The following is a 24,897-nucleotide window of genomic DNA, read 5'->3' on the forward strand; positions in this document are numbered from 1 at the left end:
CGCTGCCGCGCCAGATTTTCACTGGCCTCCGCGCGACCATCCGCCCAACCATCGCTGCGCTGGCGACGATCCTGATCCTGTTCTCGACGAGCCTGCTGCTCGCGCTTGAATGGTTGCGTGGACGTCACGCGAGAAGCGCTGTTGCCTGACATGCAACGACACGGCGACGGCCTGGTTGAGTAGCGGGCACCTCCATCGAGAAGTGCCCGACGCGCCGCTGACGCACAGGGCGCGATGCCTAACGGGCTGCGACCGCCTGAATCTCCACGAGCAGGTTGGGTTCCGCCAAGCCGGCGACGATGACCATGGTGGTAGCAGCGGCGTGACCAGCCACTCGCCGCTCGCGCTCCTTTCGATAATGAGGCACGAGGTCCGGCCGGGTGATAAAGCCGTCGACCTTGACCAGATCGGTCACGCCCATACCGGCATCGGCCAGCACCGCCAGTAGATTGTCCCAGGCCAGTTCGATCTGCTTCACGGGGTCATCTGGAACGATGCCATCAGTCGTAACGCCAACCTGGCCCGAGACATACAGCCAGCGCGCGTCAGCCGGCACCGACGCGCCATGGCTGTAGCATGAGAACGGTGGCGCGATTCCAGCTGGGTTATGCAATTGAATAGTCATGGTTAACTCCTTCTGTTCTAGAGATTTCGGTGAAGACAGCTTTTGGGCCCGCTTTGAACCCTTACGACTTGATTTCGATCGAGAGCACGGAACATGCCGAACGCATTCATAAATCAGCAGTCCATAATGCATGTCGCGAAGCGTGAGGAACCAGAAAGCAATCTGACTCCCAGGTCATACCCAAACGAAACGATTGCCAGCCGAACGCCCTTGGCGCGTCGTCAGAGACGCAGGGTGCTCGAATTTGTAGAATATATCTACTATTGAAGAAATGTCAATGATGAAGGAAACAATTCAGGCGGTCGGTTTGCCCCTTTTCCCGCTCGATCAACCCGAGCCGCCATAAGGGTTTCGCCAACCACAACGACAACTTTTTAAGTACAACCGTCGCTCGCTCTACTGGGCCGTCCGGTGGATGGTCGGCATGGGACGCTCGACGAGGGAGCGAACCACCTTCAATGAATAGCAATCCTTATTACTTGCGGGTCAAAATTCTGCAAATTTGACGAGGGTCCCGAGCACCTGCGCAATCCGTGCCTCCCAGCGTCATCGACGTAGCAACTGTCGAGTGCCTATCACACTGTTCCAGATGCCATCGCAGATACCAATAATCCCTCTGACGGCATCAAGCACCTCTGTGGAGACTGTCCGCGAATACCGTCAGAAATACCGCCAAATTGCGCTCGCGGAACCCAGAAAAGACAAGATGGAATAAAAAATCTCCAAATTTTCAACAGGTTACTAACCGACCCTGCCCAATTTAGAATTGGGCGAGCGTTATTTATCGGACATCGTAACCCGTTGATTTAAAACAGAATTACCCCTACTCCCACTCGATTGTCAATCCGACGCTGGAGCCTTGTGTGGACGGCGTTTCCGCCGCTCATGTGACGTCGATACCGTCAGTGGTACCGGATATTCCTGTCGGCACCCAACGGCTTTCAATCGACTGCATCGGACGATTGATGCCGTTTTTTCCGCAGAATCGCCATAACGAGGCATGTCAATACGATTGTTGGCCGCGATACCGTCATCGATACCGTCAGGCTCCGTCCAATGCGATCCTCGTTCGGACGATCGGCCCATGCCCAACGATTAACAGCGTTTTACCCGTCAGCGCGAGCGTTTGATATTCCGTAACCCATGGATTACAATCCGAGCATGACGAAGCTGATCATTACGGCCGAATTTGACAGTTGGTTATCGCGCGTGCGGGACCGCCAGGCGGCGATGGCGATCGTCGGTCGGCTCAGCCGGGCACGGCTAGGCAACCTTGGACATTGGCGTGCCGTAGGCGACGGCATCTCGGAAATGAAGATCGATGTGGGCAAAGGCTACCGTGTCTATTTCAAGCAGCGTGGCGATGTGCTGGTGATCATCTTATGCGGTGGCGACAAGTCCACGCAGGCCGCAGACATCAAGCGCGCCAAGGTCATCGCGAAAGATTTGGAGTTTTGACATGAAAGTCAGCGAGTTGATGGAGTTCGACGCGTCGAAGTACCTGAAAGATGAAAACGACTACCGGCTGTATCTCGCCCAAGCGTTTGAAGGCGGGGATCCGGTTGAGATTCAGGCAGCACTTGGTGACGTTGCCAAGGCACGTGGTATGACGGCACTCGCACGCGAGTCGGGTATCGCGCGTGAAGCGTTGTACCGCGCGCTCTCCAACAAAGGAAATGCCGAGTTCGCGACGATCATGAAGGTGATCGTCGCGATGGGGTTGCACCTCACGCTGGCAAAGACCAAAGCAGTGCCAAAGGCGGCCGCAAAAGCCAAAACCGCGACGAAGGCCGTAGTGGCAAAGAAAGCACGGCCAGTCGCGAAACGCGCTGGCAGCGCGAGCTCAAAAGGCCGTACTCGTCCTAGCAGTGCGGTACACGCCTGACATCGAATCCGTCAGCGGCTCACGATCCGCCGAATGGGCCTCACGGGCCTGTTTTGCTTCAGATAGACCGCGTAGAACCTATGTTCCTCGCACCCGCCACAAGCGCCAAAGCCTCGAGGTCATAGAGAGTGCCGACGCTGCAGCAAACGCTTGAGGACTTCTGATCAGCGCATGTTGCAGAAGGTGAATCTAGTTCACGCAAGGCTAGTTGCAAGACGTGGCCATGCTCAGCATACGGGCCATCTAACGCCTGTGGTTGCTCCTGCAATCGCTGGAGTAACGCCTTCAACTCATAGAAGTAGGAGGCGCCCGCGGTTGAACGGATGCAATAGCCGGAACCAGGGCTCCGTACTTGCCGCGCTGATCGGAAGTGATCAAACCGACAACCTTCCTTGCGAACACGACCGGCATGCAACAGCACCTTTAAGAAGCCGGACGCCAGTGCAAACGGTCCGTTCGGTATCGAGCGTCGCCCTTTACTGGCCAAATTTCGGATTGGGCGCCCGAGTCCGTTCGCGTCCACTTTAGCGTTGTGCCAGTCGCACAAGCGATACGCGAGCGTACGCATCCGCTCTGTCGCCGAGTACAAACAGACGCTAGCGCGCGGATCTAGCGGGTGGCCAACGAGTTGTCATTTTCAATACGCAAATCGTAGTAAATTTCCCCGAACCACTTAAACAACACAGCGCGCAATAAAAGCATGAAAGAAATCAAACCCATCGCCAGCGCAAATCCTTTCAACGTTGTTCGCTCAATCCCCACATTCCAGATCCCGCCGAATAAGATCATAGTGAGAGACGATGTTGAGAATGATCCAATTTTTACTTCGAGATATGTGGCATTTCTCAGCGGAAAGACAAACGTTCACTATACCCGCATGTCGATATCGCGCATCCGACGTGGATTTTGGCGATCAGCGAAAAGCGAATTTGAATTGATAGAAGAAACCATCAGAAATAATGATGTCGATTCGATCAAAGATCTGATTACATCAGGAATCCGTCTTTCCTTGCATATATACGAAAATCCCAACAAAAACGATGATTTTTCGTACGTATGCGCCGACGACACTCCGATTCATGTCGCATACGAGGAACTCGGAATTTCTGTTGTCCCTGTTGTGCTTATGGGCAAGCCGCGCGACCTAGAAGAATCCGCCATCACTATACGATCGATTCCACGGGGCGATAAGGACTACATTAACTTGATCGAGGGAGCAACTCCAGTTCGTCTTAACGGATTTCATAATTTTCTCAAATCTGAGGAAATTTCATTGTCAGATGCTCTTTCCAAACTAGAGATCGAGGTGGAGAAGACAAAGAATGATTTGAGGGTTTTTCACAAACCCGCAAGAGACGCGAATCACTACCATCATTCATTGCACTCTGTTTTGGTTCGCGCAAAAGAGCATGTGGAGTCTATCAGGCTGCTTGTCGATAACGGAAAACTGATGGTTGCTACAAGCTTACTACGCCCGCTTCATGAGTTGGCACTAACATTTTACATCGATTGGTTGATGCCAATGCACATGTACCAATATTTACAATTGGCGTCGGTTATGTCGTCGGATAAATGGGACGTCGAGTGTGAGAAAAGGAGAAAGCGGAACGTCTCTGAAGGGGTTCTTAAAGCTGATGCGAACAGAATCAAGATCGCGCATCTCAAGGCATTCAGATTTTGTAGTGTCGTCGCGGAAAAGGCCAGGATATTTCCACTCGGCGAAGAATATCACAAGAGTATCTATTCTTTCCTGTCTGACATGGTCCATCACGACTTCAGTATGACTGCTCGCTACATAGACACGTTGGATCATGGAGATAACATGGTATTCAACGAAAATGTGGAACACACTATACGACATGTTGCACATGCGACGATCTCGTGCATCCTCAGTCGCATTCGGTCCGACATTGGGAGCGCCGCAGGAGCTTAACGCGGACGATTAAGTGAGAAATTGATACGCCCGCTCGTGACGTATGTCAAATCGCGAGCTTCTTCGAGCCTATTCCGGGGTAGCACGCCTTGGGATGCTAGCAGAGAGCTAGCAGGACAGGCGCTTCATAGCAAACAACCCCGCGACCTCAGCCGGTCTTAACTTGGGTTCCTTTCCGCGACCGCTAGAGATAGCAGAGAACCTCTGGGAAGACTTCTGAAATCGCTCTCATCACGATGCCCATCGGTACGCCCATCTGCGCTTTGTGTCGCCACCAAGACTGCCTGCGCGAAGAGCATGAAACAATGGACCGCCCACCAGAGAAACGAATGCATCTTGTCAGCCCGTCGTTCGTTCGCTGCCATGAACCGCCGTCGCGGACGGTTAACTCTTGCAAGCCCAATAAATGACCATGTTTTACCCGTAGGGTGTCATCGGCTTTAAGTGAGTCCATTATCAGAGCGTGTTTAAATGACTGTAGTTGACGCAATGAAATTTCAAAGACTCGGCGCGAGTGATACCGCAATCATCCGGCACTGGCGCATGGCTCAACTGGACTGAACCAAGCATATCAAGGAAGCGATTTGCATCGATGAGTTCGATCGGCATAATGCCTTCCGAACTTCTCTGTGCTGCACGAACTGCGCCTCTACGAAAGCGAGAAGACGATACAAATATGCCGCTCGTGAAGTTCCCCATTATCAACGCCCCGAGGAATGCCCTAATTTGCTCCACTTCCACTGATCTTCTTTGTCTTTTTACCTGGACACCTATCCTTGCCCCAGAACCATCATGTAACACGACGTCAACTCCCCCGTCGTTTGAATAAGCCGTTGCAGCCGCTTCGTAACCAAAATCGCTGAAGACACTTGCAACGGTCAACTCAAAGAGCCGCGGATGGGTAGACGTTCTGGCTTCGAATTTGCGCATCAAATAACGCCGCACTTCTTGAAGGGGCAAGTTAATATCGTTGAGCGCCAAGTCCTGCAAAACCGACATCGAGGCCAAGGTCACTGCCCAATGCTGCCATTGCATCGCGGGTAGTACCCCTCGATCTTCGGCGATCCACCAACCGCAATAAGGGCAAATGTGCAGACATACCTTTCTCTCGACAATGTCACCGCGTAGCACTGCGTGAGGGTGGTCAGGGGGCGGACCGGGAAATTCTGGATCTCTTATGGCCTCTTCGTGAATAGACGCAAAGTCCTCAAACGATACGCTCCAATGGTCAAGGTCATAGTGATCGTCCATTACGTGGCCGCAATAAACACAACGAACCTCATCCTCGTCCTCGATGCGATACCTCCACATGGGAAGTTCGCAACGCATGAGCGACGGCGGAATGTTTGATTGAACATGTTGCCTTGCCATGCTCATAGAAATTTCCCCACAAGTTGCAGACCACTAAATGTAGGCAAAAAACTCGATCAATCGCACGACGCTGAGAGTAAGGCCGGCGGCCTGGCTTCTGGCTACATCCCCTGCGCAAGCGAGCCTGCGGCCGGATTCGCCGAAGGTGCCTCCCCACAGCCTGCCGATGCCTCGTCCATTCCATAGCCGAAAATCTAACCGCACGGCACACTCGCGCAATCGGCTACTTTTCCGCGCCGAGCTAACAAGGTCCCCTATGCCCGTAACAAGCGATCGCCACCTCCGCTCACCGCCCGTTGATTGCAACAATCATGAAGAAAAAGAATGGTGCCGAGCAGACATCGTGACATGAAACCCCGTCACGGTCGACAACCTTGGACTGGGTTGTTTCAAGCTTGAAATTGGAAGTGCAAGCTTGGTGCACAATCTATCGAATTCCCGTGGTTAGGACGATCATGCACCGTCACCAACCACGAGATCTCTCCAGATGTCCAGGATCTACTCGCAGGATAGCGTCCCAGGTTGAAATAGAACGTCGTACGAAAATCCTGTTGCCGGCGCAGTAACGAGCCCCGGCGATAAGCGGGCGACGCACCATCCGTTTAACTAACCTTTCGTGGCGCAAACTTCGATGGTGGAATTCAAATGGCTAACGCCGCATTTGAATTAAGTCTTACAAATCACGGCATATCGGGGCAATACCCGAGCGAGATGTAAGTAGTTGGATGGGAGTATTTCCCTCCTCACTCCCACTCAATCGTAGCCGGCGGCTTCCCCGAGATGTCATAAACCACCCGGTTAATCCCACGCACTTCATTAATGATGCGGTTCGACACATGCCCCAGCAACTCGTGCGGCAGATGCGCCCAATGCGCGGTCATGAAGTCCAGCGTCTGCACAGCGCGTAGCGCAACCACATACTCGTAAGTCCGCCCGTCACCCATCACGCCCACGCTCTTCACCGGCAGGAACACCGCAAAAGCCTGGCTCGTCAGGTCGTACCATGACTTGCCGGTTTCCTTGTCGATAAACGTGCGCAGCGTCTCGATGAAAATCGCGTCCGCGCGACGCAGCAGATCGGCGAAATCGCGGCGCACTTCGCCGAGAATCCGCACGCCCAGACCCGGGCCCGGGAACGGGTGGCGATACACCATCGCCGGCGGCAAACCGAGCTTCACGCCGAGTTCGCGCACTTCGTCCTTGAACAGTTCGCGCAGCGGTTCGAGCAGCTTCAGATTCAGCGTCTCGGGCAGGCCGCCCACGTTGTGGTGGCTCTTGATGGTCTGGGTCGCCTTCTTGCCCTTGCCGGCCGATTCGATCACGTCCGGATAGATCGTGCCTTGCGCGAGCCACTTTGCGTCGGTCAGCTTGTTGGCTTCGGTCTGGAACACTTCGACGAATTCCGCGCCGATGATCTTGCGCTTCGCTTCCGGATCGGTCACACCGGCCAGCTTCGACAGGAACACTTCGCTCGCGTCGACGTGGATCACCTTGACGCCGAGGTTCTCAGCGAACGTTGCCATCACCTGCTCGGCTTCGTTCAAACGCAGGAGGCCGTGATCGACGAACACGCAGGTCAGTTGATCGCCGATCGCGCGATGCAGCAGCGCCGCCGCCACCGACGAATCCACACCACCCGACAGACCCAGAATCACGTGCTCTTTGCCGACCTGCTCGCGAATCTTCGCGACGGCTTCGTCGATGTAATGGCCCATTTCCCAGTCGGGATTCGCACCGCAAATCTGCAGCACGAAACGTTCGAGCATCGCGCGGCCTTGCACGGTATGCGTCACTTCCGGGTGCCATTGCAGGCCGTAGAAATGGCGCGCTTCGTCGGCCATTGCCGCGATCGGGCACGATTCCGTCGAGGCCATCAACTGGAAGCCGGGCGGCATTTCGAGGACCTTGTCGCCGTGGCTCATCCACACCTTCAGCATGCCGTGACCTTCCGGCGTGGTGAAGTCGCTGATGCCTTCGAGCAGGCTCGTATGGTTGCGCGCGCGCACTTCGGCGTAGCCGAACTCACGCAGGTGGCCGATATCGACCTTGCCACCGAGCTGCTCGGCCATCGCCTGCATGCCATAGCAAATGCCCAGCACGGGCACGCCGAGTTCGAACACCGCTTGCGGCACGCGCGGCGTATCCGTTTCGGTGACCGAGCTCGGACCGCCGGAAAGGATCACGCCCTTCGGCGCGAAATCGCGAATGAACGACGCATCGACGTCGTACGGATGAATTTCCGAATACACGTTGGCCTCGCGAACGCGACGTGCAATCAGTTGGGTGACTTGCGAACCGAAGTCGAGGATCAGGATCTTGTCATGCATGGCAGCGGACGGAGTCAAAAGTGAACGGATACGGGATACCGCGCTTGAAGCGCGGCGTTGAATTCAAAGCAGTCCACGTGGGGACAATCGAGCATGAAGCGTGACGATAAAGCGCGGTAGACCGTTCAGCATCGCAGGCACTTGCTTGCGGCGCGTGCGAACGGAATCCGGTAGCTTCGGCAGGCGTTCTGGCGCTCGAGGCGTCAGTCATGAGTCAGCCATGAAACGGCGGCCGGGGCGCACCAGGTGCGTCGGCAGCGGCGTTACGGGCATCGTCGCGCGCGGCGCGTTCAGAGGCCGTCAGAGCCGGTTCATCGACCGCCGGATGGAGCGGCGCAGCCGAAACAGGACTCACAGGCTCTGTGACCGGCATAACGGGCTCGACTACCGGTTCGGCGCGATAGGCCGGAAAGCCCGCCGTCACACGACCAGAGTCGCGTTTGTTGGCAGCGTCTTTGGCGGCATCTTTCGCGGCCTGCTTGTCGGCGCGCTCAGCGGCTGCGGCTTCAACCAGCCGCACCTTTTCACGCCGCCGCACCGCGCCCGACAGGCGCACACCGCCCAGGCCGACCACCAGCAGCACCACACCGGTCAGCACCGCAATGATCTGCCCGAAGCCGGTCAGCGCCGGCGTATGCAGCCCGAGCAGCCAGACCAGCATCAGCACGCCGGTCAACCAGTTCACATGGCCAACGACCTTGGCGACCGTCGACGTGAGCGAACCATCGATCGACGCGTGCAATGCAAGCCACGCGAGCCCGATCAGCGCCACGCCAAACCCCTGGCCGACCAGAGCCGGCTGGGTTTGCACCAAGAGCAGCGCGTTGTACAACGAAGTCCAGGGCGTCAGCAGAAACAGCAGGCCGAACGCAAGCAGCAACAGTGCATCGAGGATGAGTACAGCGCGCAGCAATGGCTTCATTGGCGTTTAGTCCACGTGGTAGTTGGGCGCTTCCTTGGTGATCTGCACGTCATGCACATGCGACTCGCGCAAGCCCGCGCCCGTGATCTGCACGAACTCGGCCTTATCGTTCATCTCCGCGATCGTGCGGCAACCGCAGTAGCCCATGCTGGCGCGCACGCCGCCAATCAACTGGAACAGGATCGCGTTGACCGAGCCCTTGTAGGCGACGCGGCCTTCGATACCTTCCGGCACCAGCTTGTCGATGTTCGCGGAGTTGTCCTGGAAGTAGCGGTCTGCAGCGCCGTCTTTCATCGCGCCGACCGAACCCATACCACGGTATGACTTGTACTGGCGGCCCTGGAACAGGAACACGTCGCCCGGCGCTTCTTCGGTGCCGGCGAACATGCTGCCCATCATCACGGAATTCGCGCCGGCGGCCAGCGCCTTGCTGACGTCACCCGAAAAACGCACACCGCCGTCGGCGATGACCGGCACGCCCGTGCCTTTCAGCGCTTCCGACACGTTCGAGATCGCGGTGACCTGCGGCACGCCGACGCCGGCGACGATACGCGTCGTGCAGATCGAGCCCGGGCCGATACCGACCTTCACGCCGTCTGCGCCGTATTCGACGAGCGCCTTGGCTGCCGCGGCAGTAGCGATGTTGCCGCCGATCACTTCGACATGCGGGAACTTCTGTTTGACCCACTTGACGCGCTCGAGCACGCCCTTGCTGTGGCCGTGCGCCGTGTCGACGACGATCACGTCCACACCCGCCTGCACCAGCAGCTCGACGCGTTCTTCGTTGTCTTCGCCCACGCCGACCGCCGCGCCTGCGCGCAGCTTGCCGTGTTCGTCTTTACACGCGTCCGGGTGTTCGGTTTGCTTGGTGATGTCTTTTACCGTCATCAGGCCGCGCAGTTCGAATGCGTCGTTGATGACCAGCACGCGTTCGAGGCGATGGCTGTGCATCAGCGCCTTGGCTTCGGCGAGCGGCGTGCCTTCCTTGACGGTGACGAGGCGCTCGCGCGGCGTCATGATGTTGCGCACCGGCTCGTCCAGACGCTCTTCGAAGCGCAAGTCACGGTTCGTGACGATACCGATCAATTGCGAACCTTCGACGACCGGGAAGCCCGAAATGCCATGCTGGCGCGACAGCGCAATGACGTCGCGCACCTTCATTTGCGGCGGCACCGTAATCGGATCGCGCACGACGCCCGATTCGAAGCGCTTGACCTTGGCAACTTCACGCGCCTGTTCGGCCGGCGTGAGATTCTTGTGGATGATGCCCACGCCACCCATTTGCGCCATCGCGATCGCGAGACGGGCTTCGGTGACGGTGTCCATGGCGGCGGACACGAGCGGCATATTCAGGGAGATGTTGCGGGTCAGCCGGGTCTTGAGGCTGGTGTCGCGCGGCAGAACATCGGAGAAAGCCGGGACGAGGAGCACGTCATCGAACGTGAGTGCTGTTTGGATCAGACGCATGGCAAATCCTATAGGCGCAAAAGCGAATTATACGCGATACCTCCCTGGTTTTCACTGCACTAACAGCAGCTTAGCGAATTTCAGGGGATTTTTCTCGTGACTTTGCACCCTTCGATTTCGCTTCCACGTTCGCCTCGAGTTCGATCCGGTTTCGTTTGCGCGTTCGGGCGCATGGACGCCGCACCCGGTTCGGGAATGGGTATTTCGGGGCGCTTGCGCGCCGCCGGGTCAGCGCTCGGAAGTTAAAAGGCGCCTGAACACGCCGGATAAAACTGGCGGAATGCAGAATCAAACAAGACGCCCTGCCCGTCGAACGGCTATTCTGCCGACCATTCCAGTTTTCTTGCAGGGGCAGTCGATGCAGCGCGGTGTGGCATATGGAGTAATGGCCGGGGCCTTATGGGGCATGGTGTTTCTGGTGCCGCGCGTGCTGCCCGATTTCTCGCCGCTGTTGCTGAGCGCCGGACGCTACACGATGTACGGCATCGTCTCGCTGGCCGCCGCGCTGCCGATGGCGCGCCCGCTCGGCACACGCCTGACCCGCGCGGGTCTCGGCGGGCTGGGCGACCGCGGCCGTTCATATGATCGGCATCGCGCCGGCTTCGCTCATCGTCGGCGTCCTGCCGGTCACGGTGACGCTGCTCGGCCGGCGCGATCATGGCGCCGTGCCGCTCGCCCGCCTCGTATGGCCGCTCTCACTGGTGGTGGCCGGCATCGCCTGCATCAATATCGACGTCTTCACGGTAGCGGACAGCACGCCCGTCAGTATCGCGACGAAGCTTCTCGGCCTCGGCTGCGCGGTCGGCGCGCTCGCCTGCTGGACCTGGTTCGCGGTCGAAAACGCCCGCTACCTGCAGCGTCAGACGCATTTCAGCGGCAACGAGTGGTCGGTGCTGTGGGGTGTGGTGACCGGCGCGCTCGGCGCGGGATTGTGGCTGGTGGTCGCCGTCATGCCGTCTGGCAGCCTGCAGGCGCCGCTCGGCGACGAGCGCTGGCACACCTTCTGGATGCTGAATCTGGGCCTCGCCGTCGGCGCGTCGTGGCTCGGCAACGGGCTGTGGAATGCCGCGTCGAAACGGCTGCCGCTCACGCTGTCCGGCCAGATGATCGTGTTCGAGACACTTTTCGCGCTGCTCTACGCGTTTATCTACGACCAGCGCCTGCCGCGCCCGCTGGAAACGGCAGCGATCCTGTTGCTGGTGGCGGGGGTGTGCTGGTCGGTGCGCCAGCATGCGGACGACGATACGTCCGGGGCGGCGTCGATTGAGGAGAAGGCGCAGCCTTCGGTGCATTGAGACGATTGAGACGATTGAGACGGAGCACCCTCGGCGCTGCCCCGCTACAGCTACAGCTACAGCTACAGCTACAGCTACGAGGCGAGCCTAGCGCGAATCCTTGTTCAGCCAGCGGCGCCCTTCGATCGAGCCCGCCTTACGGGTCTTCTCGACGCGCCGTTGGCGCGACAGCTTCGGATCCACCAGCAGCGGCCGGTAAATCTCGACACGATCGTGGTCGGCGAGCACCGTATCCAATGGCTTGAGCTTGCCGAACACACCGACCTTCTGCATGCTCAGATCGATCTGCGGATAACGCTGCAAGATGCCGCTTGCGTCTATCGCCTGCTGCAGCGTGGCGCCTTCCGGCAAGTCCACGGCAATCAGCGCCTGCTCATTGGCAAGCGCGTAGCAGACTTCAATCGACAAGCGCGCGCTCATGCCTTACCGTAGCGCTGATCGGCGCGCTTCACGAACGATTCGACGAAGGTGTTGGCAATGTGGCTGAACACTGGCCCAATGATCTTCTCGAGAATGATGTTGGTGAATTCGTAGTGCAACGCGAATTCGATCTTGCAGGCATCGGCCCGCAGCGGCGTGAAACGCCAGAAGCCGGTGAATTTGCGAAACGGACCGTCCGCGAACTCCATATCGATGCGCGTGGGCCGCTCCATGCTGTTGTGCGTGGCGAAATGCTGCTTGATGCCCTTGAAGTTGATGTCGATCTTCGCCTCCATGCCGGTTTCGTCCTGGCGGCGGATTTCGACTCCCCCGCACCAAGGCAGGAAGTTGGGGTAATCGGCGACGTCGGTGACGAGGTCGAACATCTGTTCCGCCGAATGGCGGATCAACACGGTTTTCTGGACATCTGCCATAAATTGAACAGCGCGTGGCAAGGGTGGACAAGCGCCGCGGGCTTTCCTTGCCCCGCTTTGCTAAAATCGTGATTTTAAACGAGTTGGGCACTTTCCATTCATGAGCATCATTGACAACAGAAAAGCCTTCTACGACTACTCGGTCGAAGAACGCTACGAAGCGGGGCTCGTGCTCGAAGGATGGGAGGTCAAAGCCTTGCGCGCCGGCCGTGGCCAGATCAAGGAAGGCTACGTGGTCATCAAGAATAACGAACTGTTCCTGATCGGCACGCACATCAGCCCGCTGCCCGAAGCCTCGACCCACATCAATCCGGACCCGGTGCGCACGCGCAAGCTGCTGCTGCACGCCGAAGAAATCAGCAAACTGATCGGCAAGGTCGAGCAGCGCGGTTATACGCTCGTGCCGTTGAACTTTCATTACAAGGGCGGTCGCGTCAAATGCGAGATCGGCCTCGCCAAGGGTAAGAAGCAACACGACAAGCGCGAAACCGAGAAGAAGCGCGACTGGGAACGCGAGAAGGCGCGCCTGATGCGCTCGCCGTCGTAAAACTGAGATTCACCGAAAAATGGCCCGCAAATTTGCGGGCCATTTTCATTCGGCAAGGAAGAACGTCAATCAGCGCGCCTCGGCCGCGCCCTTCACCTTGTTCACAATGGTCAGCGCCGACGCGATCATCGAACTCATATCCGCCAGGTTACCCGGCACGATCAACGTGGTGCCCTGCTTCGCCAGGTTGCCGAATGCATTCACATACTGCTCGGCCACTTTCAGGTTCACCGCTTCCATCCCGCCGTTCGACTGGATGGCCGCAGCGATCTTTTGAATCGCCTGTGAGTTAGCCTCAGCCACCGCCAGAATCGCCGCGGCCTGACCCTGCGCCTGATTGATCGCCGCCTGCCGCTCGCCTTCGGACTTCTGGATCGACGCCTCGCGCCCGCCCGAGGCGATATTGATCTGTTCCTGCTTACGCCCTTCGGACGCCGCGATCAGCGCGCGCTTCTCGCGCTCAGCAGTGATCTGCGCCTGCATGGCGTGAAGAATTTCCTTGGGCGGCGTCAGGTCCTTGATCTCGTAGCGCAGCACCTTGACGCCCCAGTTCGACGCCGCTTCATCGAGCGACGACACGATGCTGTGGTTGATGAAGTCGCGCTCTTCAAACGTCTTGTCGAGTTCGAGTTTGCCGATCACGGAACGCAGCGTGGTTTGCGACAACTGCGTAATCGCGAACACGAAGTTGCTCGACCCGTACGACGCCTTCATGGGATCGGTGACCTGGAAATACAGCACGCCATCCACCTGCAGTTGCGTGTTGTCGCGCGTAATACACACCTGGCTCGGCACTTCGAGCGGGATCTCTTTGAGAATGTGCTTGTACGCGATCCGGTCGACGAACGGAAACGCGAAGCTCAGGCCCGGCGTCAGCGTGCGGTGATAGCGGCCGAGCCGCTCCAGCACCCACGCATGCTGCTGCGGCACGATCTTGAGCGTCTGCGCCGCCAGCACGATCACGATAAGCAGAAGCACCGCCCCGACAATGGTTGAATCCATGACTGACCTCCGGTCCGTAGTTCGAATAGTTATGCATGGCGCTATGCGCGCATTGGTGCGCGCTCAGGCCACGGTTGCCTTGGTTTTCGCCGGCCGGCTCGCCACGACGACGAGGCAACTGCCACGCATCTCGGCGATCTCATAGAGCTGCGCATCTTCGGGTTCACCAGCAGCCAGTTCGACGTCCCATGCAGCCCCGCGGTAATTGACGCGCGCCCGGCGCTCGTGCCACGCCGGCACATTCAACGTCTGGCCGATGTCGAGATTGACGTCCGGGTTTTTTGACGCCTCCTTACGCGTTCTGCGGCCAAAGCGCGAGCGCCTCAGCAACAGGACTGCCGCCAGCGCTACGAAGGCCGCAATCGCAAACTGCAGGTCGGCGGCGGCGCCCGCAATACGGGCAATGGCTGCCGCTACACAACCCAACGCGATCATGAGCAAATAGAAAGTGCCGCTGATCAACTCCAGCGCGACAAGCACACCCGCCCCGATCCACCAGAACAATCCACCTGGCGCCACGTCGACCTCCACAAAGCAAAACACCCCGGATCTACCGGGGTGTTTATAGCACGAAGCGGGTGCATTTTATCGGACGGTGCCGCACGCTTTTACGTGCTTTTGACGTAGCGCACCACCCTTTATGCAAACTGCTTATCGGGCACCTGCCCCGCGCTTATTTATTTCGCTTTTTTACTTCACTTACTTCGCCGACGACTTCGCCAACTTCTGCCACGTCTCGACGATCGAGTCCGGGTTCAGCGAGATCGACTTGATGCCCTCATCGGTCAGCCATTGCGCAAAGTCCGGATGATCCGAAGGGCCCTGGCCGCAGATACCGACGTACTTGTTCAGGCGCAGGCACGTATCGATCGCGCGCTTCAACAGGAACTTGACGGCCGGATCGCGTTCGTCGAAATCGACTGCCAGCAGTTCCATGCCCGAGTCGCGGTCGAGGCCGAGCGTGAGCTGCGTCAGGTCGTTCGAACCGATCGAGAAGCCGTCGAAGAATTGCAGGAATTCTTCGGCGAGAATCGCGTTCGACGGCACTTCGCACATCATGATCAGGCGCAAGCCCTTCTCGCCGCGCTTCAGGCCGAACTTCTCCAGCAGCCCGACCACGCGTTCCGCCTGCTTCAGCGTACGCACGAACGGCACCATGATCTCGACGTTGTCGAGGCCCATCTCCTCACGCACCTTCTTCAGCGCGATGCATTCCATCTGGAACGCTTCGGCGAAGTCGTCAGCGATGTAGCGCGATGCGCCACGGAAGCCCAGCATCGGGTTTTCTTCGTCCGGCTCGTAACGCGAACCGCCGATCAGCTTCTTGTACTCGTTCGACTTGAAGTCCGACAGACGCACGATCACGGGCTTCGGATAGAACGCCGCTGCGATCGTTGCGATGCCTTCGGTCAGCTTGTCGACGTAGAACGCGCGCGGCGATGCATGGCCACGTGCCACGCTTTCCACGGCCTTCTTCAGGTCCTGATCGATGTTCGGGTACTCGAGAATCGCCTTCGGGTGAACGCCGATGTTGTTGTTGATGATGAACTCGAGCCGCGCCAGACCCACACCTGCGTTCGGCAGTTGCGAGAAGTCGAAAGCCAGTTGCGGATTGCCGACGTTCATCATGATCTTCACCGGAATCGGCGGCAGTTCGCCGCGCTGCACTTCGGTGATTTCGGTTTCGAGCAGACCGTCATAGATCTTGCCTTCATCGCCTTCCGCGCAGGACACGGTCACCAGCGCGCCGTCCTTCAGCAGGTCGGTCGGTTCGCCGCACCCGCCCACCGCCGGCACGCCCAGCTCACGCGCGATAATTGCCGCGTGGCAGGTACGGCCGCCACGGTTCGTGACGATCGCGGATGCGCGCTTCATGACCGGCTCCCAGTTCGGGTCGGTCATGTCGGCCACCAGCACGTCGCCCGGCTGCACACGGTCCATTTCCGACGGATCGTGAATCACGCGCACCGGACCCGCACCGATCTTCTGGCCGATCGCGCGGCCGGTAGTCAGCACGTTCGATTGGCCCTTCAGCTTGAAACGTTGCTCGGCCTTGCCCGCAGCCTGGCTCTTCACCGTTTCCGGGCGCGCCTGCAGGATGAAGATCTTGCCGTCGCGGCCGTCCTTGCCCCACTCGATGTCCATCGGACGCTCGTAGTGCTTTTCAATGATGACGGCGTATTTCGCGAGCTCGATCACGTCTTCGTCGGTGATCGAGAAACGGTTGCGCTGCTCGTGCGCGACGTCGACGGTCTTCACGCGGCCTTCTTCGCCCGCCTTGGTGAATTCCATCTTGATCAGCTTCGAGCCGATCGAGCGGCGGATGATCGGGTACTTGCCTTGTGCGAGCGTGGTCTTGAAGACGTAGAACTCGTCCGGATTCACGGCGCCTTGCACGACCGTTTCGCCCAGCCCGTAGCTCGACGTGATGAAGACGGCGTCCTTGAAGCCCGATTCCGTGTCCAGCGTGAACATCACGCCTGCCGCACCGACGTCCGAGCGCACCATGCGCTGCACACCAGCCGACAACGCGACTTCAGCGTGGGTGAAGCCCTTGTGGACGCGATAGGAGATTGCACGGTCGTTGTACAGCGACGCGAACACGTGCTTCATGCGATCGAGCACCTCGTCGATACCGACCACGTTGAGGTAGCTTTCCTGCTGACCCGCGAACGATGCGTCCGGCAAGTCTTCTGCCGTTGCCGACGAACGCACGGCAAACGACAACTCTTCAGGCGAGCTGTTTTGCAGGGTGTCGAAACCTGCGCGGATATCCGCTTCGAGACGCGGCTGCATCGGGGCGTCGACGATCCATTGACGGATCTCCTTGCCCGCTTCGGCGAGCGCTTTCACGTCGTCGACGTCGAGCGTTTCGAGACGTTTGGCGATGCGTTCAGTCAGGTTGTTGTGATGCAGGAAGTCACGGAAAGCCAGCGCCGTGGTGGCGAAGCCAGTCGGCACGCGCACGCCGGCTTCGGCGAGCTGACTGATCATCTCGCCAAGCGACGCATTCTTGCCGCCGACAATCTCCACATCGGTCATCCGCAACTGCTCGAACGGAACTACATACGCCTCTTCCTTTGCGACGGTAACTGCGTTAGTCATACAAGCCCCTAAGTGTGAAAGAAATTCACGGCTGTGCAAGTGGGCTTGAACGCGAGACGCCCATTGGAAGCGTGACCTCGCGTCTTGCACAACCTGTTGGAGAAGCAATCGCTGCAAATGGCCGCGAAGGCTGAAAAGCGCCGGATGCACGACGTAGAAAGCGGTTGGACGAAATTACCGATCGATCCGCCCCAATCTCTCAATTTGCCGCAAGTTACCGGCGCAAAGCGTGGCGTTGACCGACCGTTCGCGGTGAGTTAGACGCCAATCGCCTGCAATTGCTTATCCAACAGGTTGCCGCTATTCTACCGTGCCGACTCTCAAAATGTGACAGTCGGACGAGAATTGCGCCTCGAATCGCGCCCCGGACCGGCTGACGGGCTCTTGCGAGGCTCTCGCGAGGCCCCACCGCCATCCGGACGCAATTGCGGTGCCCACGGCGCGCTGACATGACGCCGCTGCAATCTCCGGTTAGCCACCGTGCAGCGACATCCATGCAGCGATGTTTCATTCGAGCGCTTTTTCCCGCTCACGTTCCCCAGCCCCACTGATGCCGCCCACCGTATTCATCGTCTCCGACGGTACCGGGATCACTGCCGAAACCTTCGCGCATTCGATCCTCTCCCAGTTCGACCAGAAATTCCGCCTGGTTCGCGTGCCCTTCGTCGACTCGACGGAAAAAGCCTACGCCACGCTAGAAAAGATCAACGAAGCGATCCAGCAGGACGGCCGCCGCCCGATCGTCTTTACGACGCTGGTGGACAGCGCCTCGAATCAGATCGTCAAAGGCTCGAATGCGCTCGTGCTGGACATGTTTCAGACCTTCGTGGAGCCGCTCGAGCAGGAACTGGAGCTCAAGTCGAGCCACGCGATGGGTCGCGGCCACCAGAACGCCGATACCGAGGAATACAAGAACCGGATCGAAGCGATCAACTTCTCGCTCGCCCACGACGACGGTCAATCGAACCGCAATCTGGCCGATGCCGATGTGATTCTGGTCGGCGTGTCGCGCAGCGGCAAGACACCGACGAGCCTGTATCTGGCCATGCAGTACGGCGTGAAAGCGGCCAACTATCCGTTGATTCCGGAAGACTTCGAGCGCGGCAAGCTGCCTACGCCGCTATTGGCGCATCGGCAGAAGATGTTTGGTTTATCGATCGATCCGCAGCGGCTGTCGGAGATCCGTAACGAGCGCCGCCCGGGCAGCAAGTACGCCGCGCCGGAAAATTGCCGCTACGAGATCAACGAGGCGGAAGCGATGATGCGGCGCGAAGGCGTCAAGTGGTTGTCGTCGACGCATAAGTCGATCGAAGAAATCGCGACGACGATCCTGCAGGAGATCAAGCTGGACCGGCCGGTTTATTGAGCGGCGCCTGTTTTGCGGGCGTGCGTGGTGCTGAGGTGATCGCGGAGGTCGCCTCAGACCAGCAGTCAGTGCAATGTCACGCGCGGCGCTGCTGGCGGCACTGTTCGAACACGCAGATAGCCGCGGCGGCGGCCACATTGAGCGATTCCATGCCGCCCGGCTGAGGAATCGTCACCCGCAACGAAACCGCATCGCGCCAGGTCTGCGATACGCCCGCCCCTTCGTTGCCGAACACCCACGCGAGCGGCCCGCTTAGATCGCAGTCGTAAATCGCCTCGGCACCGTGCGAATCCGTAATGACGATGGGCACAGCCAGGCGCTCGATCAATACCTGCGCCTCGACATCCTCGTGGATTTGCAACAGGAAATGCGCGCCCATGCCCGAGCGCAATACCTTCGACGACCACGCGTACGCGGTGCCCGGCGCGCAAAACACCTGCTGAATACCGGCGGCCGCCGCGCTCCGTAGAATCGAACCGACGTTGCCGGCATCCTGCACGCCATCGAGTACGAGGCAGGTTTCTCCGACATTCTCCGGCAGCGGCGTATCGAGCTTTTCGACCAGCAGCAGAATCCCGACACCGTGCACGACGTTCGACACCTGGCCGAACAATGCATCGGGCAGCGTGACGATACGGTGCTCGTCGATGCGCGACACGATGGCCTGCGCTTCGTCGTGGCGCAACGCGCCCTCGGTAACGATGCACATTTCCGGCTGCCCGGCGACGTCGAGATACGCGCTCGCGAGATGGAACCCTTCGAGCAACGCGTGGCCACTGCGACGCTGCTGATGCGTCGAGCCGGCCAGTGCCTTGAGGCGCTTGTAGAGCGGATTGTCCCGCGAGGTGATGGCTTTCACAGGCAGCGAAGACAGTGAGAATGAGGAAAGAATGGGCGACGCGCCGGACAACGCGCAGCGCTTACGCGCCGCTGCGTTCGCCGAAGGCGTCGTCGTCGAGCATGGCATTCGTGAGCGTTCGAGACACGACGATCACGTCGCCCGCCGGCTGCTTCAAAGCCGTGCCGAAACGCTGATGCGCTTCACGCACCGGTGCGAACGAGCGCCGATGATGCTCGCAGGGCCCATGTTCGCGCAGCGCCGCGAGATGCTGCGGCGTGCCGTAGCCGGCATGCGCGTTAAAACCGTAGACCGGATAGGCTTGATGCAGTTCGAGCAGCATCCGGTCACGCGTGACCTTGGCAAGAATCGACGCCGCCGAAATGCTTTTGACCAAGGCATCACCGCCGATCACGGCTTCGCTGCGAACGCTCAGCGTTGGGCAGCGATTGCCGTCGATTTTCACGAGCGTCGGCACGACCGAAAGGCCTTCGACCGCCCGCTTCATCGCCAGCATGGTGGCGTGCAGGATGTTCAGCGTATCGATTTCTTCGACGCTAGCGGACGCGATGCAGTACGCAAGTGCCCGGTCGACGATCTTGTCGTAGAGTTCGTCGCGCTTTTTCGCGGTGAGCGCTTTCGAATCGTCGAGGCCGCGGATCATCGGCTTCGACGGATCGAAAATCACCGCCGCAGCGACCACCGGGCCAGCCAGCGGCCCGCGCCCGGCTTCGTCGACGCCGCAGACGATGTCATCCGGCGTTTCAAAGTCCAGACCGACCTGCCGCGTTGCCGCGCCTGCAACAGCCGCGGCCTTGCGGCGTGGAGCGCGAGCGGTGGTCACGGCCGAGCCTTCCGCTTTTCGACGACGCTCGCCACGACTTCCGCTGCACGCTGCGCGGTGTTCTGCTTCAGCACGTGATGCATCTCCGTGAAGATTTCCGTCAGCGTGCGCCGGTTGGCCTCGTCGCGCAACTGTTTCAGCGTCGCTTCGGCGAGCGCCTGGGGCGTCGCGAAGTGCTGCAGAATTTCCGGCACGACGAAACGCCCCGCCAGAATGTTCGGCAAGCCAACATACGGCAGATAGCCTTGGCGTCGCATGATCTGGCCGGTCAGCCAGGGCACCTTGTACGAGATCACCATCGGCTTTTTCAGCAGCGCGGCTTCCAGCGTCACCGTGCCGCTCTTGACGAGGATCGCATCGGCCGCCGTCATCGCGATTTGCGCCTGGCCGTCGGTAATGGTCAGCGCGAGACCAGGATGCGCATCGACCAGCGGCCGTAGCATTTCGCGCAATGCGGGCGTGGCCGCCGGCATCACGAAACGCAAACTGGGCTCCTGGTGCTGCATCATTTCCATCGCGGCAAAGAACGTCGGACCGATCAGATCGATCTCCGAGCGCCGGCTGCCCGGCAGCACCGCGATGATCGGACCGCTTTCGGCAAGGCCGAGCGTGCGGCGCGCGCCAAGCGTGTCGGGTACCAGAGGAATTTCGTCGGCGAGCGGATGGCCCACGTACGAAGCCGCGATGCCGGCCTTTTCCAGCAGCGCCGTTTCGAACGGGAACACGCACAGCATGTGGTCGACCGCTTTGGCGATCTTTTTGGTGCGCCCACCTCGCCACGCCCAGATCGACGGGCAAACGAAGTGAACGGTCGGAATACCCGCGTCGCGCAACGGATGCTCGAGTCCGAAGTTGAAATCGGGCGCGTCCACGCCGACGAACACCGACGGCGGCTCGGCCAGCAGTTGGCGCTTCAGTTCGTTGCGGATGCCGAGGATTTCTGGAATATGCCGCAGTGCTTCGACATAGCCGCGCACCGTCAGCTTCTCCATTGGCCAGTGGGCGTCGAAACCCGTGGCGATCATGCGCGGGCCGCCGATCCCGTAATACTGGGTACCGGCGGGCAGACGGCTCGCGAGGCCGTCGAGCAGCGACGCCGCCAGCAGGTCGCCGGACGGCTCGCCTGCCACCATCGCGACGCGCAGGGGACTCGGGTTCAAAGCCATCGGTTAGCGGATGATGCCGCGTTGCGACGCTTCGACAAACGCGAGCAGCGTTTGTACCGGCGCATCGCCATCGCCACCCGCGGATGCGAGTTCGCGCAACTGCAGCTTCGCTTCTTCAAGCGACAGGCCGTTCTTGTACAGCAAGCGGTACGCCGAGCGCAGCGCCGAGATCGCGTCTGCGGAGAAACCACGGCGGCGCAGACCTTCGACATTGATACCGTGAGGCTCGGCCTTGTTGCCGGCAGCGATCACGAACGGCGGGATGTCCTGCACGAGCGCCGAAGCACCGCCCAGCATCGAATGCTCGCCGATGCGCACGAACTGATGCACGCCCGACATGCCGCCGATAATCGCATGGTCGCCAATCGTCACGTGGCCGGCCATCTGCGCATTGCTCGACAGAATCACGTTGTTGCCGACGTGGCAGTCGTGCCCGATGTGCACGTAGGCCATGATCCAGTTGTCGTCGCCCAGCGTAGTGACGCCCGCGTCCTGCATCGTGCCGGTGTGGATCGTGGTGAATTCACGGATCGTGTTGCGATTGCCGATCACGAGCCGGGTCGGCTCGTCTTTGTACTTCATGTCCTGCGGACGGCCGCCGACCGATGCATAGTGGCCGATGCGGTTGTCTTCGCCGATCGTGGTGTGACCTTCGATCACGCTGTGCGAACCGACCGTGCTCCGTGCGCCGATCGTCACATGTGCGCCGATGACGGCATACGGTCCGATTTCGACGGATTCGTCGACTTGTGCGCCCGGTTCGACGATCGCAGTGGGATGAATCCTGCTCATGCGTCCTCGCTTCTGATTCTGTTGCGTTGTCTGGATGGGCGTAGCCGGAGTTCGCAGCGCTCGGGAAAAGCCGCTGACCGTCGTCCGGACACCGGCTTCAAGCGTCTTTGTCCGTGTGCCGCACCGCGCACATCAGATCGGCTTCCGCCGCTACGGCTCCATCCACTTCGGCGCGCGCCTTGAACTTCCAGATGCCGCGCATATGACGCTCGAACGTGCAGTTCAGGATCAGCTGATCGCCCGGTTCCACCACGCGCTTGAAACGCGCGTTGTCGATGCCCACGAACAGATACAGCGTGTTCGACGGATCGCTCGGCTCTTCCGAAAACGTCAGCAGGGCTGCCGTTTGCGCGAGCGCTTCGAGGATCAGCACGCCGGGCATCACCGGACGGGTCGGAAAGTGACCCTGGAAATACGGCTCATTGATCGACACGTTCTTCAACGCTTTGATGCTCTTATGCGGCTCGAGTTCGAGCACCCGGTCGACCAGCAGGATCGGGTAACGATGGGGCAGCAGCGTGAGAATCTTATGAATGTCGAGATTGATTTTTTCGGTGCTCATGGTGTTTCTACTCACGCATTGACTGCGCGATGATGACTGCGGATGCTGGTGCAGGTGGGTTGGTAACGCGTGCTGCCGGCGCTTGTCGAAACCAGGCGGCCATGCCACCCGGTCACGGCAACCGACTTTGCTTCCTGATGCTTGCCCGCTATTTTACGCGGTACCGGCCGGTTGGCCCGCGGATTGTTGTGCGGGTTGACCCGCAGGTCAGCGCGATACTTCTCAGGCTTCGTCGCCCGCGGAATTGCTTGCCGCGCCGGCTGGCTTGCCTGCCGAAGCGGCATTTTCGAGCGCCTTGATACGATCGCGAAGTTTGTCGATGTTACGCAGCAAAGCGGCACTCTTGTTCCAGTCGGCATGGTTCACAGCCGGGAATGCGCTTGTGTACAGGCCAGGCTTCAGCAAGGACTTCGAGACGCCCGACTTCGCCGTGACGATCACATAGTCAGCCAGCGTGACGTGTCCGGCGATCCCAACCGCGCCGCCGATCATGCAATGACGGCCGATCGTGGTGCTGCCTGCAATGCCCGCACAGCCGGCGATCACGGTGTAAGCGCCGACCTTGCAGTTGTGGCCGATCTGCACGAGGTTGTCGATTTTCACGCACTCCTCGATGATCGTGTCGGCCATGGCGCCGCGGTCGATGGTGGTGTTCGCACCGATTTCGACGTCCGCCGCGATCGACACACCGCCGACCTGCGGAATTTTCACCCAACTGCCGGTACGCGCATCGCCTTCACCGACGAAATCCGGCGCGAAGCCAAAACCGTCCGAACCGATCACCGCGCCGGCGTGCACAATCACGCGCTCGCCGAGCTTGCAGCCGTAATACACCGCGACGTTCGGATACAGATGCGAGCCCGCACCGATTCGCGTGCCGCGGCCGATCACCACGTTGGCGTCCAGACGCACGTTTTCGCCGATCACCGCGCCCGCTTCCACCGTGACGTGCGGACCGATCACCGCGCTCGCGGCAATCTGGGCCGACGGGTCGATCGTCGCGCTCGGATGCACACCGGGCACGGCCTTGGGCGCTGCCATGTCGATGAATGTCTGCGCGACGCGCGCGAAGTAAGCGTACGGATTCGGCGTGACGATGAAGTTACGGCCTGTAAGGGAGCTGAGTTTCGAGAGGTCGTCGGCATTGATCAACACCGCGCCCGCACGGGTCGTCTCGACCTGCGACAGGTACTTCGGATTGGCGAGGAACGCCAGCTGGTCCGGGCCTGCCTGGTCGAGCGGCGCCAGACTGCCGACGCGCTGCGAACCTTCTCCGACTACTTCACCGCCGAACTGCTGGACGATGTCCTCAAGCGTAAATGCCATGCCTATCCTCTGTCTCCGATCCCATGCGAGATGATTGCTGCACAATCAGTCCAACTTGTCAGTTCTACGACCCTGCGCTGCAACCCGGCCGGTGCCCGGCGCGCGCGTTCAGTTGCCCGATGCCGCCAGTGCCTTGAGCACCTGATCGGTAATGTCGATGCGCGGGCTCACGTACACCGCTTCCTGAACGATCAGGTCGTAATGCTGTTGCTCAGCGATCTGCTTGATCACCTTGTTGGCCCGGTCGAGCACCGCCGCCAGCTCTTCGTTGCGGCGCTGGTTCAGGTCCTCGCGAAACTCGCGTTGCTTGCGCTGAAAGTCCGTATCCAACTGTGACAGATCGCGCTGCTTCTGCGCGCGATCGGCGGCCGACATCGACGCACCGTTCTTGTCGAGCGAGTCGGACATCGACTTCAGCTTCTGCGCCATATCGGCCAGGTCCTTGTCGCGCTTGGCGAACTCCGCCTCGAGCTTGACCTGTGCAGCCTTCGCGGCAGCCGATTCGCGCAGGATACGGTCCGAATTCACCGCAGCGATCCTGGCTTCCTGGGCGTGCGCGACCCCCGCTACGCCGACACCCAGCGTCATTGCCAGCGCCAGCGCGCAAGCCACACGTTTCGAAAACATACCGGTTCGCAAAGTCATCCTCTCGATACTGTAGTTTGGCCGG

21 protein-coding genes and 3 pseudogenes are annotated in these 24,897 nt (G+C 59.7%); 7 read left to right on the forward strand and 17 right to left on the reverse strand.

Going from position 1 to position 24,897, the window contains the following annotated elements; genetic code table 11:
* Window positions 1–149 (forward strand): annotated as a pseudogene (locus FSO04_RS34315) (ABC transporter permease); the annotation flags it as partial.
* An 89-nt stretch (window positions 150–238) separates the two neighbouring features.
* On the opposite strand, the gene FSO04_RS34320 reads toward FSO04_RS34315, so the two are convergent.
* Complete coding sequence (locus tag FSO04_RS34320; RefSeq protein WP_166618308.1) at window positions 239–625, reverse strand: RidA family protein; 387 nt, start codon at window positions 623–625, stop codon at window positions 239–241.
* 1,161 nt (window positions 626–1,786) lie between these two features.
* On the opposite strand from FSO04_RS34320, the gene FSO04_RS34325 reads away from it, so the two are divergent.
* The 3 genes and pseudogenes from FSO04_RS34325 (at window position 1,787) to FSO04_RS34335 (ending at window position 4,443) form a co-directional block, all read left to right on the forward strand.
* The gene (locus tag FSO04_RS34325) at window positions 1,787–2,083 is read left to right on the forward strand and encodes a type II toxin-antitoxin system RelE/ParE family toxin (RefSeq protein WP_166618309.1); all 297 of its coding nucleotides are present in this window, start codon (window positions 1,787–1,789) and stop codon (window positions 2,081–2,083) included.
* 1 nt (window position 2,084) lies between these two features.
* Window positions 2,085–2,364, forward strand: a pseudogene (locus FSO04_RS34330) (addiction module antidote protein); the annotation flags it as partial.
* 846 nt (window positions 2,365–3,210) lie between these two features.
* Window positions 3,211–4,443 (forward strand): hypothetical protein, encoded by a 1,233-nt coding sequence (locus FSO04_RS34335; protein WP_154565989.1) that lies wholly within the window; start codon window positions 3,211–3,213, stop codon window positions 4,441–4,443.
* Window positions 4,444–4,899: 456 nt separating this feature from the next.
* Here the strand turns inward: FSO04_RS34335 and FSO04_RS34340 are convergent, their stop codons facing one another.
* From FSO04_RS34340 to guaB, 4 genes are all read right to left on the reverse strand, one after another.
* Complete coding sequence (locus FSO04_RS34340; RefSeq protein ID WP_154565990.1) at window positions 4,900–5,820, reverse strand: restriction endonuclease; 921 nt, start codon at window positions 5,818–5,820, stop codon at window positions 4,900–4,902.
* Between the two features lie 737 nt (window positions 5,821–6,557).
* The gene (guaA, locus tag FSO04_RS34345) at window positions 6,558–8,141 is read right to left on the reverse strand and encodes a glutamine-hydrolyzing GMP synthase (protein ID WP_154565991.1); all 1,584 of its coding nucleotides are present in this window, start codon (window positions 8,139–8,141) and stop codon (window positions 6,558–6,560) included.
* Window positions 8,142–8,355: 214 nt separating this feature from the next.
* Window positions 8,356–9,063 (reverse strand): hypothetical protein, encoded by a 708-nt coding sequence (locus FSO04_RS34350; protein ID WP_154565992.1) that lies wholly within the window; start codon window positions 9,061–9,063, stop codon window positions 8,356–8,358.
* 6 nt (window positions 9,064–9,069) lie between these two features.
* On the reverse strand, window positions 9,070–10,530 hold the full coding sequence (guaB, locus tag FSO04_RS34355) for an IMP dehydrogenase (protein ID WP_054035195.1): 1,461 nt from the start codon (window positions 10,528–10,530) through the stop codon (window positions 9,070–9,072).
* 358 nt (window positions 10,531–10,888) lie between these two features.
* Here guaB and FSO04_RS34360 point away from each other — a divergent pair.
* Window positions 10,889–11,825, forward strand: a pseudogene (locus tag FSO04_RS34360) (DMT family transporter).
* Between the two features lie 87 nt (window positions 11,826–11,912).
* Here FSO04_RS34360 and FSO04_RS34365 read toward each other — a convergent pair.
* Together FSO04_RS34365 and FSO04_RS34370 are read right to left on the reverse strand one after the other, a co-directional pair.
* Entirely contained in the window at window positions 11,913–12,245 is a 333-nt protein-coding gene (locus FSO04_RS34365) for an RnfH family protein (protein WP_154565993.1), read from the reverse strand.
* Window positions 12,242–12,679 (reverse strand): type II toxin-antitoxin system RatA family toxin, encoded by a 438-nt coding sequence (locus tag FSO04_RS34370; protein WP_063496516.1) that lies wholly within the window; start codon window positions 12,677–12,679, stop codon window positions 12,242–12,244. Before FSO04_RS34370 ends, FSO04_RS34365 begins: the two co-directional genes overlap by 4 nt.
* Before the next feature lie 100 nt (window positions 12,680–12,779).
* On the opposite strand from FSO04_RS34370, the gene smpB reads away from it, so the two are divergent.
* Complete coding sequence (gene smpB, locus FSO04_RS34375) at window positions 12,780–13,226, forward strand: SsrA-binding protein SmpB (RefSeq protein WP_054035193.1); 447 nt, start codon at window positions 12,780–12,782, stop codon at window positions 13,224–13,226.
* Between the two features lie 69 nt (window positions 13,227–13,295).
* Here the strand turns inward: smpB and FSO04_RS34380 are convergent, their stop codons facing one another.
* From FSO04_RS34380 to ppsA, 3 genes are all read right to left on the reverse strand, one after another.
* Window positions 13,296–14,228: an SPFH domain-containing protein gene (locus tag FSO04_RS34380; RefSeq protein ID WP_154565994.1), complete on the reverse strand. Its 933-nt coding sequence runs from the start codon at window positions 14,226–14,228 to the stop codon at window positions 13,296–13,298.
* A gap of 63 nt (window positions 14,229–14,291) precedes the next feature.
* Complete coding sequence (locus tag FSO04_RS34385) at window positions 14,292–14,747, reverse strand: NfeD family protein (RefSeq protein WP_168435947.1); 456 nt, start codon at window positions 14,745–14,747, stop codon at window positions 14,292–14,294.
* 180 nt (window positions 14,748–14,927) lie between these two features.
* Entirely contained in the window at window positions 14,928–17,333 is a 2,406-nt protein-coding gene (gene ppsA, locus FSO04_RS34390) for a phosphoenolpyruvate synthase (RefSeq protein WP_154565995.1), read from the reverse strand.
* 550 nt (window positions 17,334–17,883) lie between these two features.
* On the opposite strand from ppsA, the gene ppsR reads away from it, so the two are divergent.
* Window positions 17,884–18,699: a posphoenolpyruvate synthetase regulatory kinase/phosphorylase PpsR gene (gene ppsR / locus FSO04_RS34395; RefSeq protein WP_154565996.1), complete on the forward strand. Its 816-nt coding sequence runs from the start codon at window positions 17,884–17,886 to the stop codon at window positions 18,697–18,699.
* 76 nt (window positions 18,700–18,775) lie between these two features.
* Here the strand turns inward: ppsR and FSO04_RS34400 are convergent, their stop codons facing one another.
* From FSO04_RS34400 to FSO04_RS34430, 7 genes are all read right to left on the reverse strand, one after another.
* Complete coding sequence (locus tag FSO04_RS34400) at window positions 18,776–19,558, reverse strand: TrmH family RNA methyltransferase (RefSeq protein WP_168435949.1); 783 nt, start codon at window positions 19,556–19,558, stop codon at window positions 18,776–18,778.
* A gap of 61 nt (window positions 19,559–19,619) precedes the next feature.
* Window positions 19,620–20,381: a ribonuclease HII gene (gene rnhB, locus FSO04_RS34405; RefSeq protein WP_168435948.1), complete on the reverse strand. Its 762-nt coding sequence runs from the start codon at window positions 20,379–20,381 to the stop codon at window positions 19,620–19,622.
* Window positions 20,378–21,547 carry a lipid-A-disaccharide synthase gene (lpxB, locus tag FSO04_RS34410; protein WP_154565997.1) on the reverse strand — a complete coding sequence of 390 codons (1,170 nt, stop codon included), beginning with the start codon at window positions 21,545–21,547 and terminating at the stop codon, window positions 20,378–20,380. The genes rnhB and lpxB overlap by 4 nt, the downstream gene beginning before the upstream one ends.
* 3 nt (window positions 21,548–21,550) lie before the next feature.
* Complete coding sequence (lpxA, locus tag FSO04_RS34415; protein ID WP_154565998.1) at window positions 21,551–22,339, reverse strand: acyl-ACP--UDP-N-acetylglucosamine O-acyltransferase; 789 nt, start codon at window positions 22,337–22,339, stop codon at window positions 21,551–21,553.
* 97 nt (window positions 22,340–22,436) lie between these two features.
* A complete protein-coding gene (gene fabZ, locus FSO04_RS34420) occupies window positions 22,437–22,901 on the reverse strand; it encodes a 3-hydroxyacyl-ACP dehydratase FabZ (protein ID WP_020065638.1) in 465 nt (154 codons plus the stop codon).
* A gap of 222 nt (window positions 22,902–23,123) precedes the next feature.
* Window positions 23,124–24,227, reverse strand: a complete 1,104-nt coding sequence (lpxD, locus tag FSO04_RS34425; protein ID WP_154565999.1) for a UDP-3-O-(3-hydroxymyristoyl)glucosamine N-acyltransferase — start codon at window positions 24,225–24,227, stop codon at window positions 23,124–23,126.
* A 108-nt stretch (window positions 24,228–24,335) separates the two neighbouring features.
* Window positions 24,336–24,872: an OmpH/Skp family outer membrane protein gene (locus FSO04_RS34430; RefSeq protein WP_171925998.1), complete on the reverse strand. Its 537-nt coding sequence runs from the start codon at window positions 24,870–24,872 to the stop codon at window positions 24,336–24,338.
* Window positions 24,873–24,897 lie beyond the last annotated feature (25 nt).

The sequence above is a fragment of the Paraburkholderia madseniana genome (assembly GCF_009690905.1).
In the GTDB taxonomy this organism is placed as follows: Bacteria; Pseudomonadota; Gammaproteobacteria; order Burkholderiales; family Burkholderiaceae; genus Paraburkholderia; species Paraburkholderia madseniana.

Coding starts and splice junctions, on each gene's coding strand:
- fabZ (WP_020065638.1), bottom strand. CDS start 22,901: ATGAGCACCGAAAAAATCAATCTCGACATTCATAAGATTCTCACGCTG.
- lpxD (WP_154565999.1), bottom strand. CDS start 24,227: ATGGCATTTACGCTTGAGGACATCGTCCAGCAGTTCGGCGGTGAAGTA.
- ppsA (WP_154565995.1), bottom strand. CDS start 17,333: ATGACTAACGCAGTTACCGTCGCAAAGGAAGAGGCGTATGTAGTTCCG.
- FSO04_RS34335 (WP_154565989.1), top strand. CDS start 3,211: ATGAAAGAAATCAAACCCATCGCCAGCGCAAATCCTTTCAACGTTGTT.
- guaA (WP_154565991.1), bottom strand. CDS start 8,141: ATGCATGACAAGATCCTGATCCTCGACTTCGGTTCGCAAGTCACCCAA.
- smpB (WP_054035193.1), top strand. CDS start 12,780: ATGAGCATCATTGACAACAGAAAAGCCTTCTACGACTACTCGGTCGAA.
- FSO04_RS34370 (WP_063496516.1), bottom strand. CDS start 12,679: ATGGCAGATGTCCAGAAAACCGTGTTGATCCGCCATTCGGCGGAACAG.
- FSO04_RS34340 (WP_154565990.1), bottom strand. CDS start 5,820: ATGAGCATGGCAAGGCAACATGTTCAATCAAACATTCCGCCGTCGCTC.
- lpxB (WP_154565997.1), bottom strand. CDS start 21,547: ATGGCTTTGAACCCGAGTCCCCTGCGCGTCGCGATGGTGGCAGGCGAG.
- FSO04_RS34320 (WP_166618308.1), bottom strand. CDS start 625: ATGACTATTCAATTGCATAACCCAGCTGGAATCGCGCCACCGTTCTCA.
- lpxA (WP_154565998.1), bottom strand. CDS start 22,339: ATGAGCAGGATTCATCCCACTGCGATCGTCGAACCGGGCGCACAAGTC.
- ppsR (WP_154565996.1), top strand. CDS start 17,884: ATGCCGCCCACCGTATTCATCGTCTCCGACGGTACCGGGATCACTGCC.
- FSO04_RS34430 (WP_171925998.1), bottom strand. CDS start 24,872: ATGACTTTGCGAACCGGTATGTTTTCGAAACGTGTGGCTTGCGCGCTG.
- guaB (WP_054035195.1), bottom strand. CDS start 10,530: ATGCGTCTGATCCAAACAGCACTCACGTTCGATGACGTGCTCCTCGTC.
- FSO04_RS34365 (WP_154565993.1), bottom strand. CDS start 12,245: ATGAGCGCGCGCTTGTCGATTGAAGTCTGCTACGCGCTTGCCAATGAG.
- FSO04_RS34325 (WP_166618309.1), top strand. CDS start 1,787: ATGACGAAGCTGATCATTACGGCCGAATTTGACAGTTGGTTATCGCGC.
- FSO04_RS34380 (WP_154565994.1), bottom strand. CDS start 14,228: ATGGATTCAACCATTGTCGGGGCGGTGCTTCTGCTTATCGTGATCGTG.
- FSO04_RS34350 (WP_154565992.1), bottom strand. CDS start 9,063: ATGAAGCCATTGCTGCGCGCTGTACTCATCCTCGATGCACTGTTGCTG.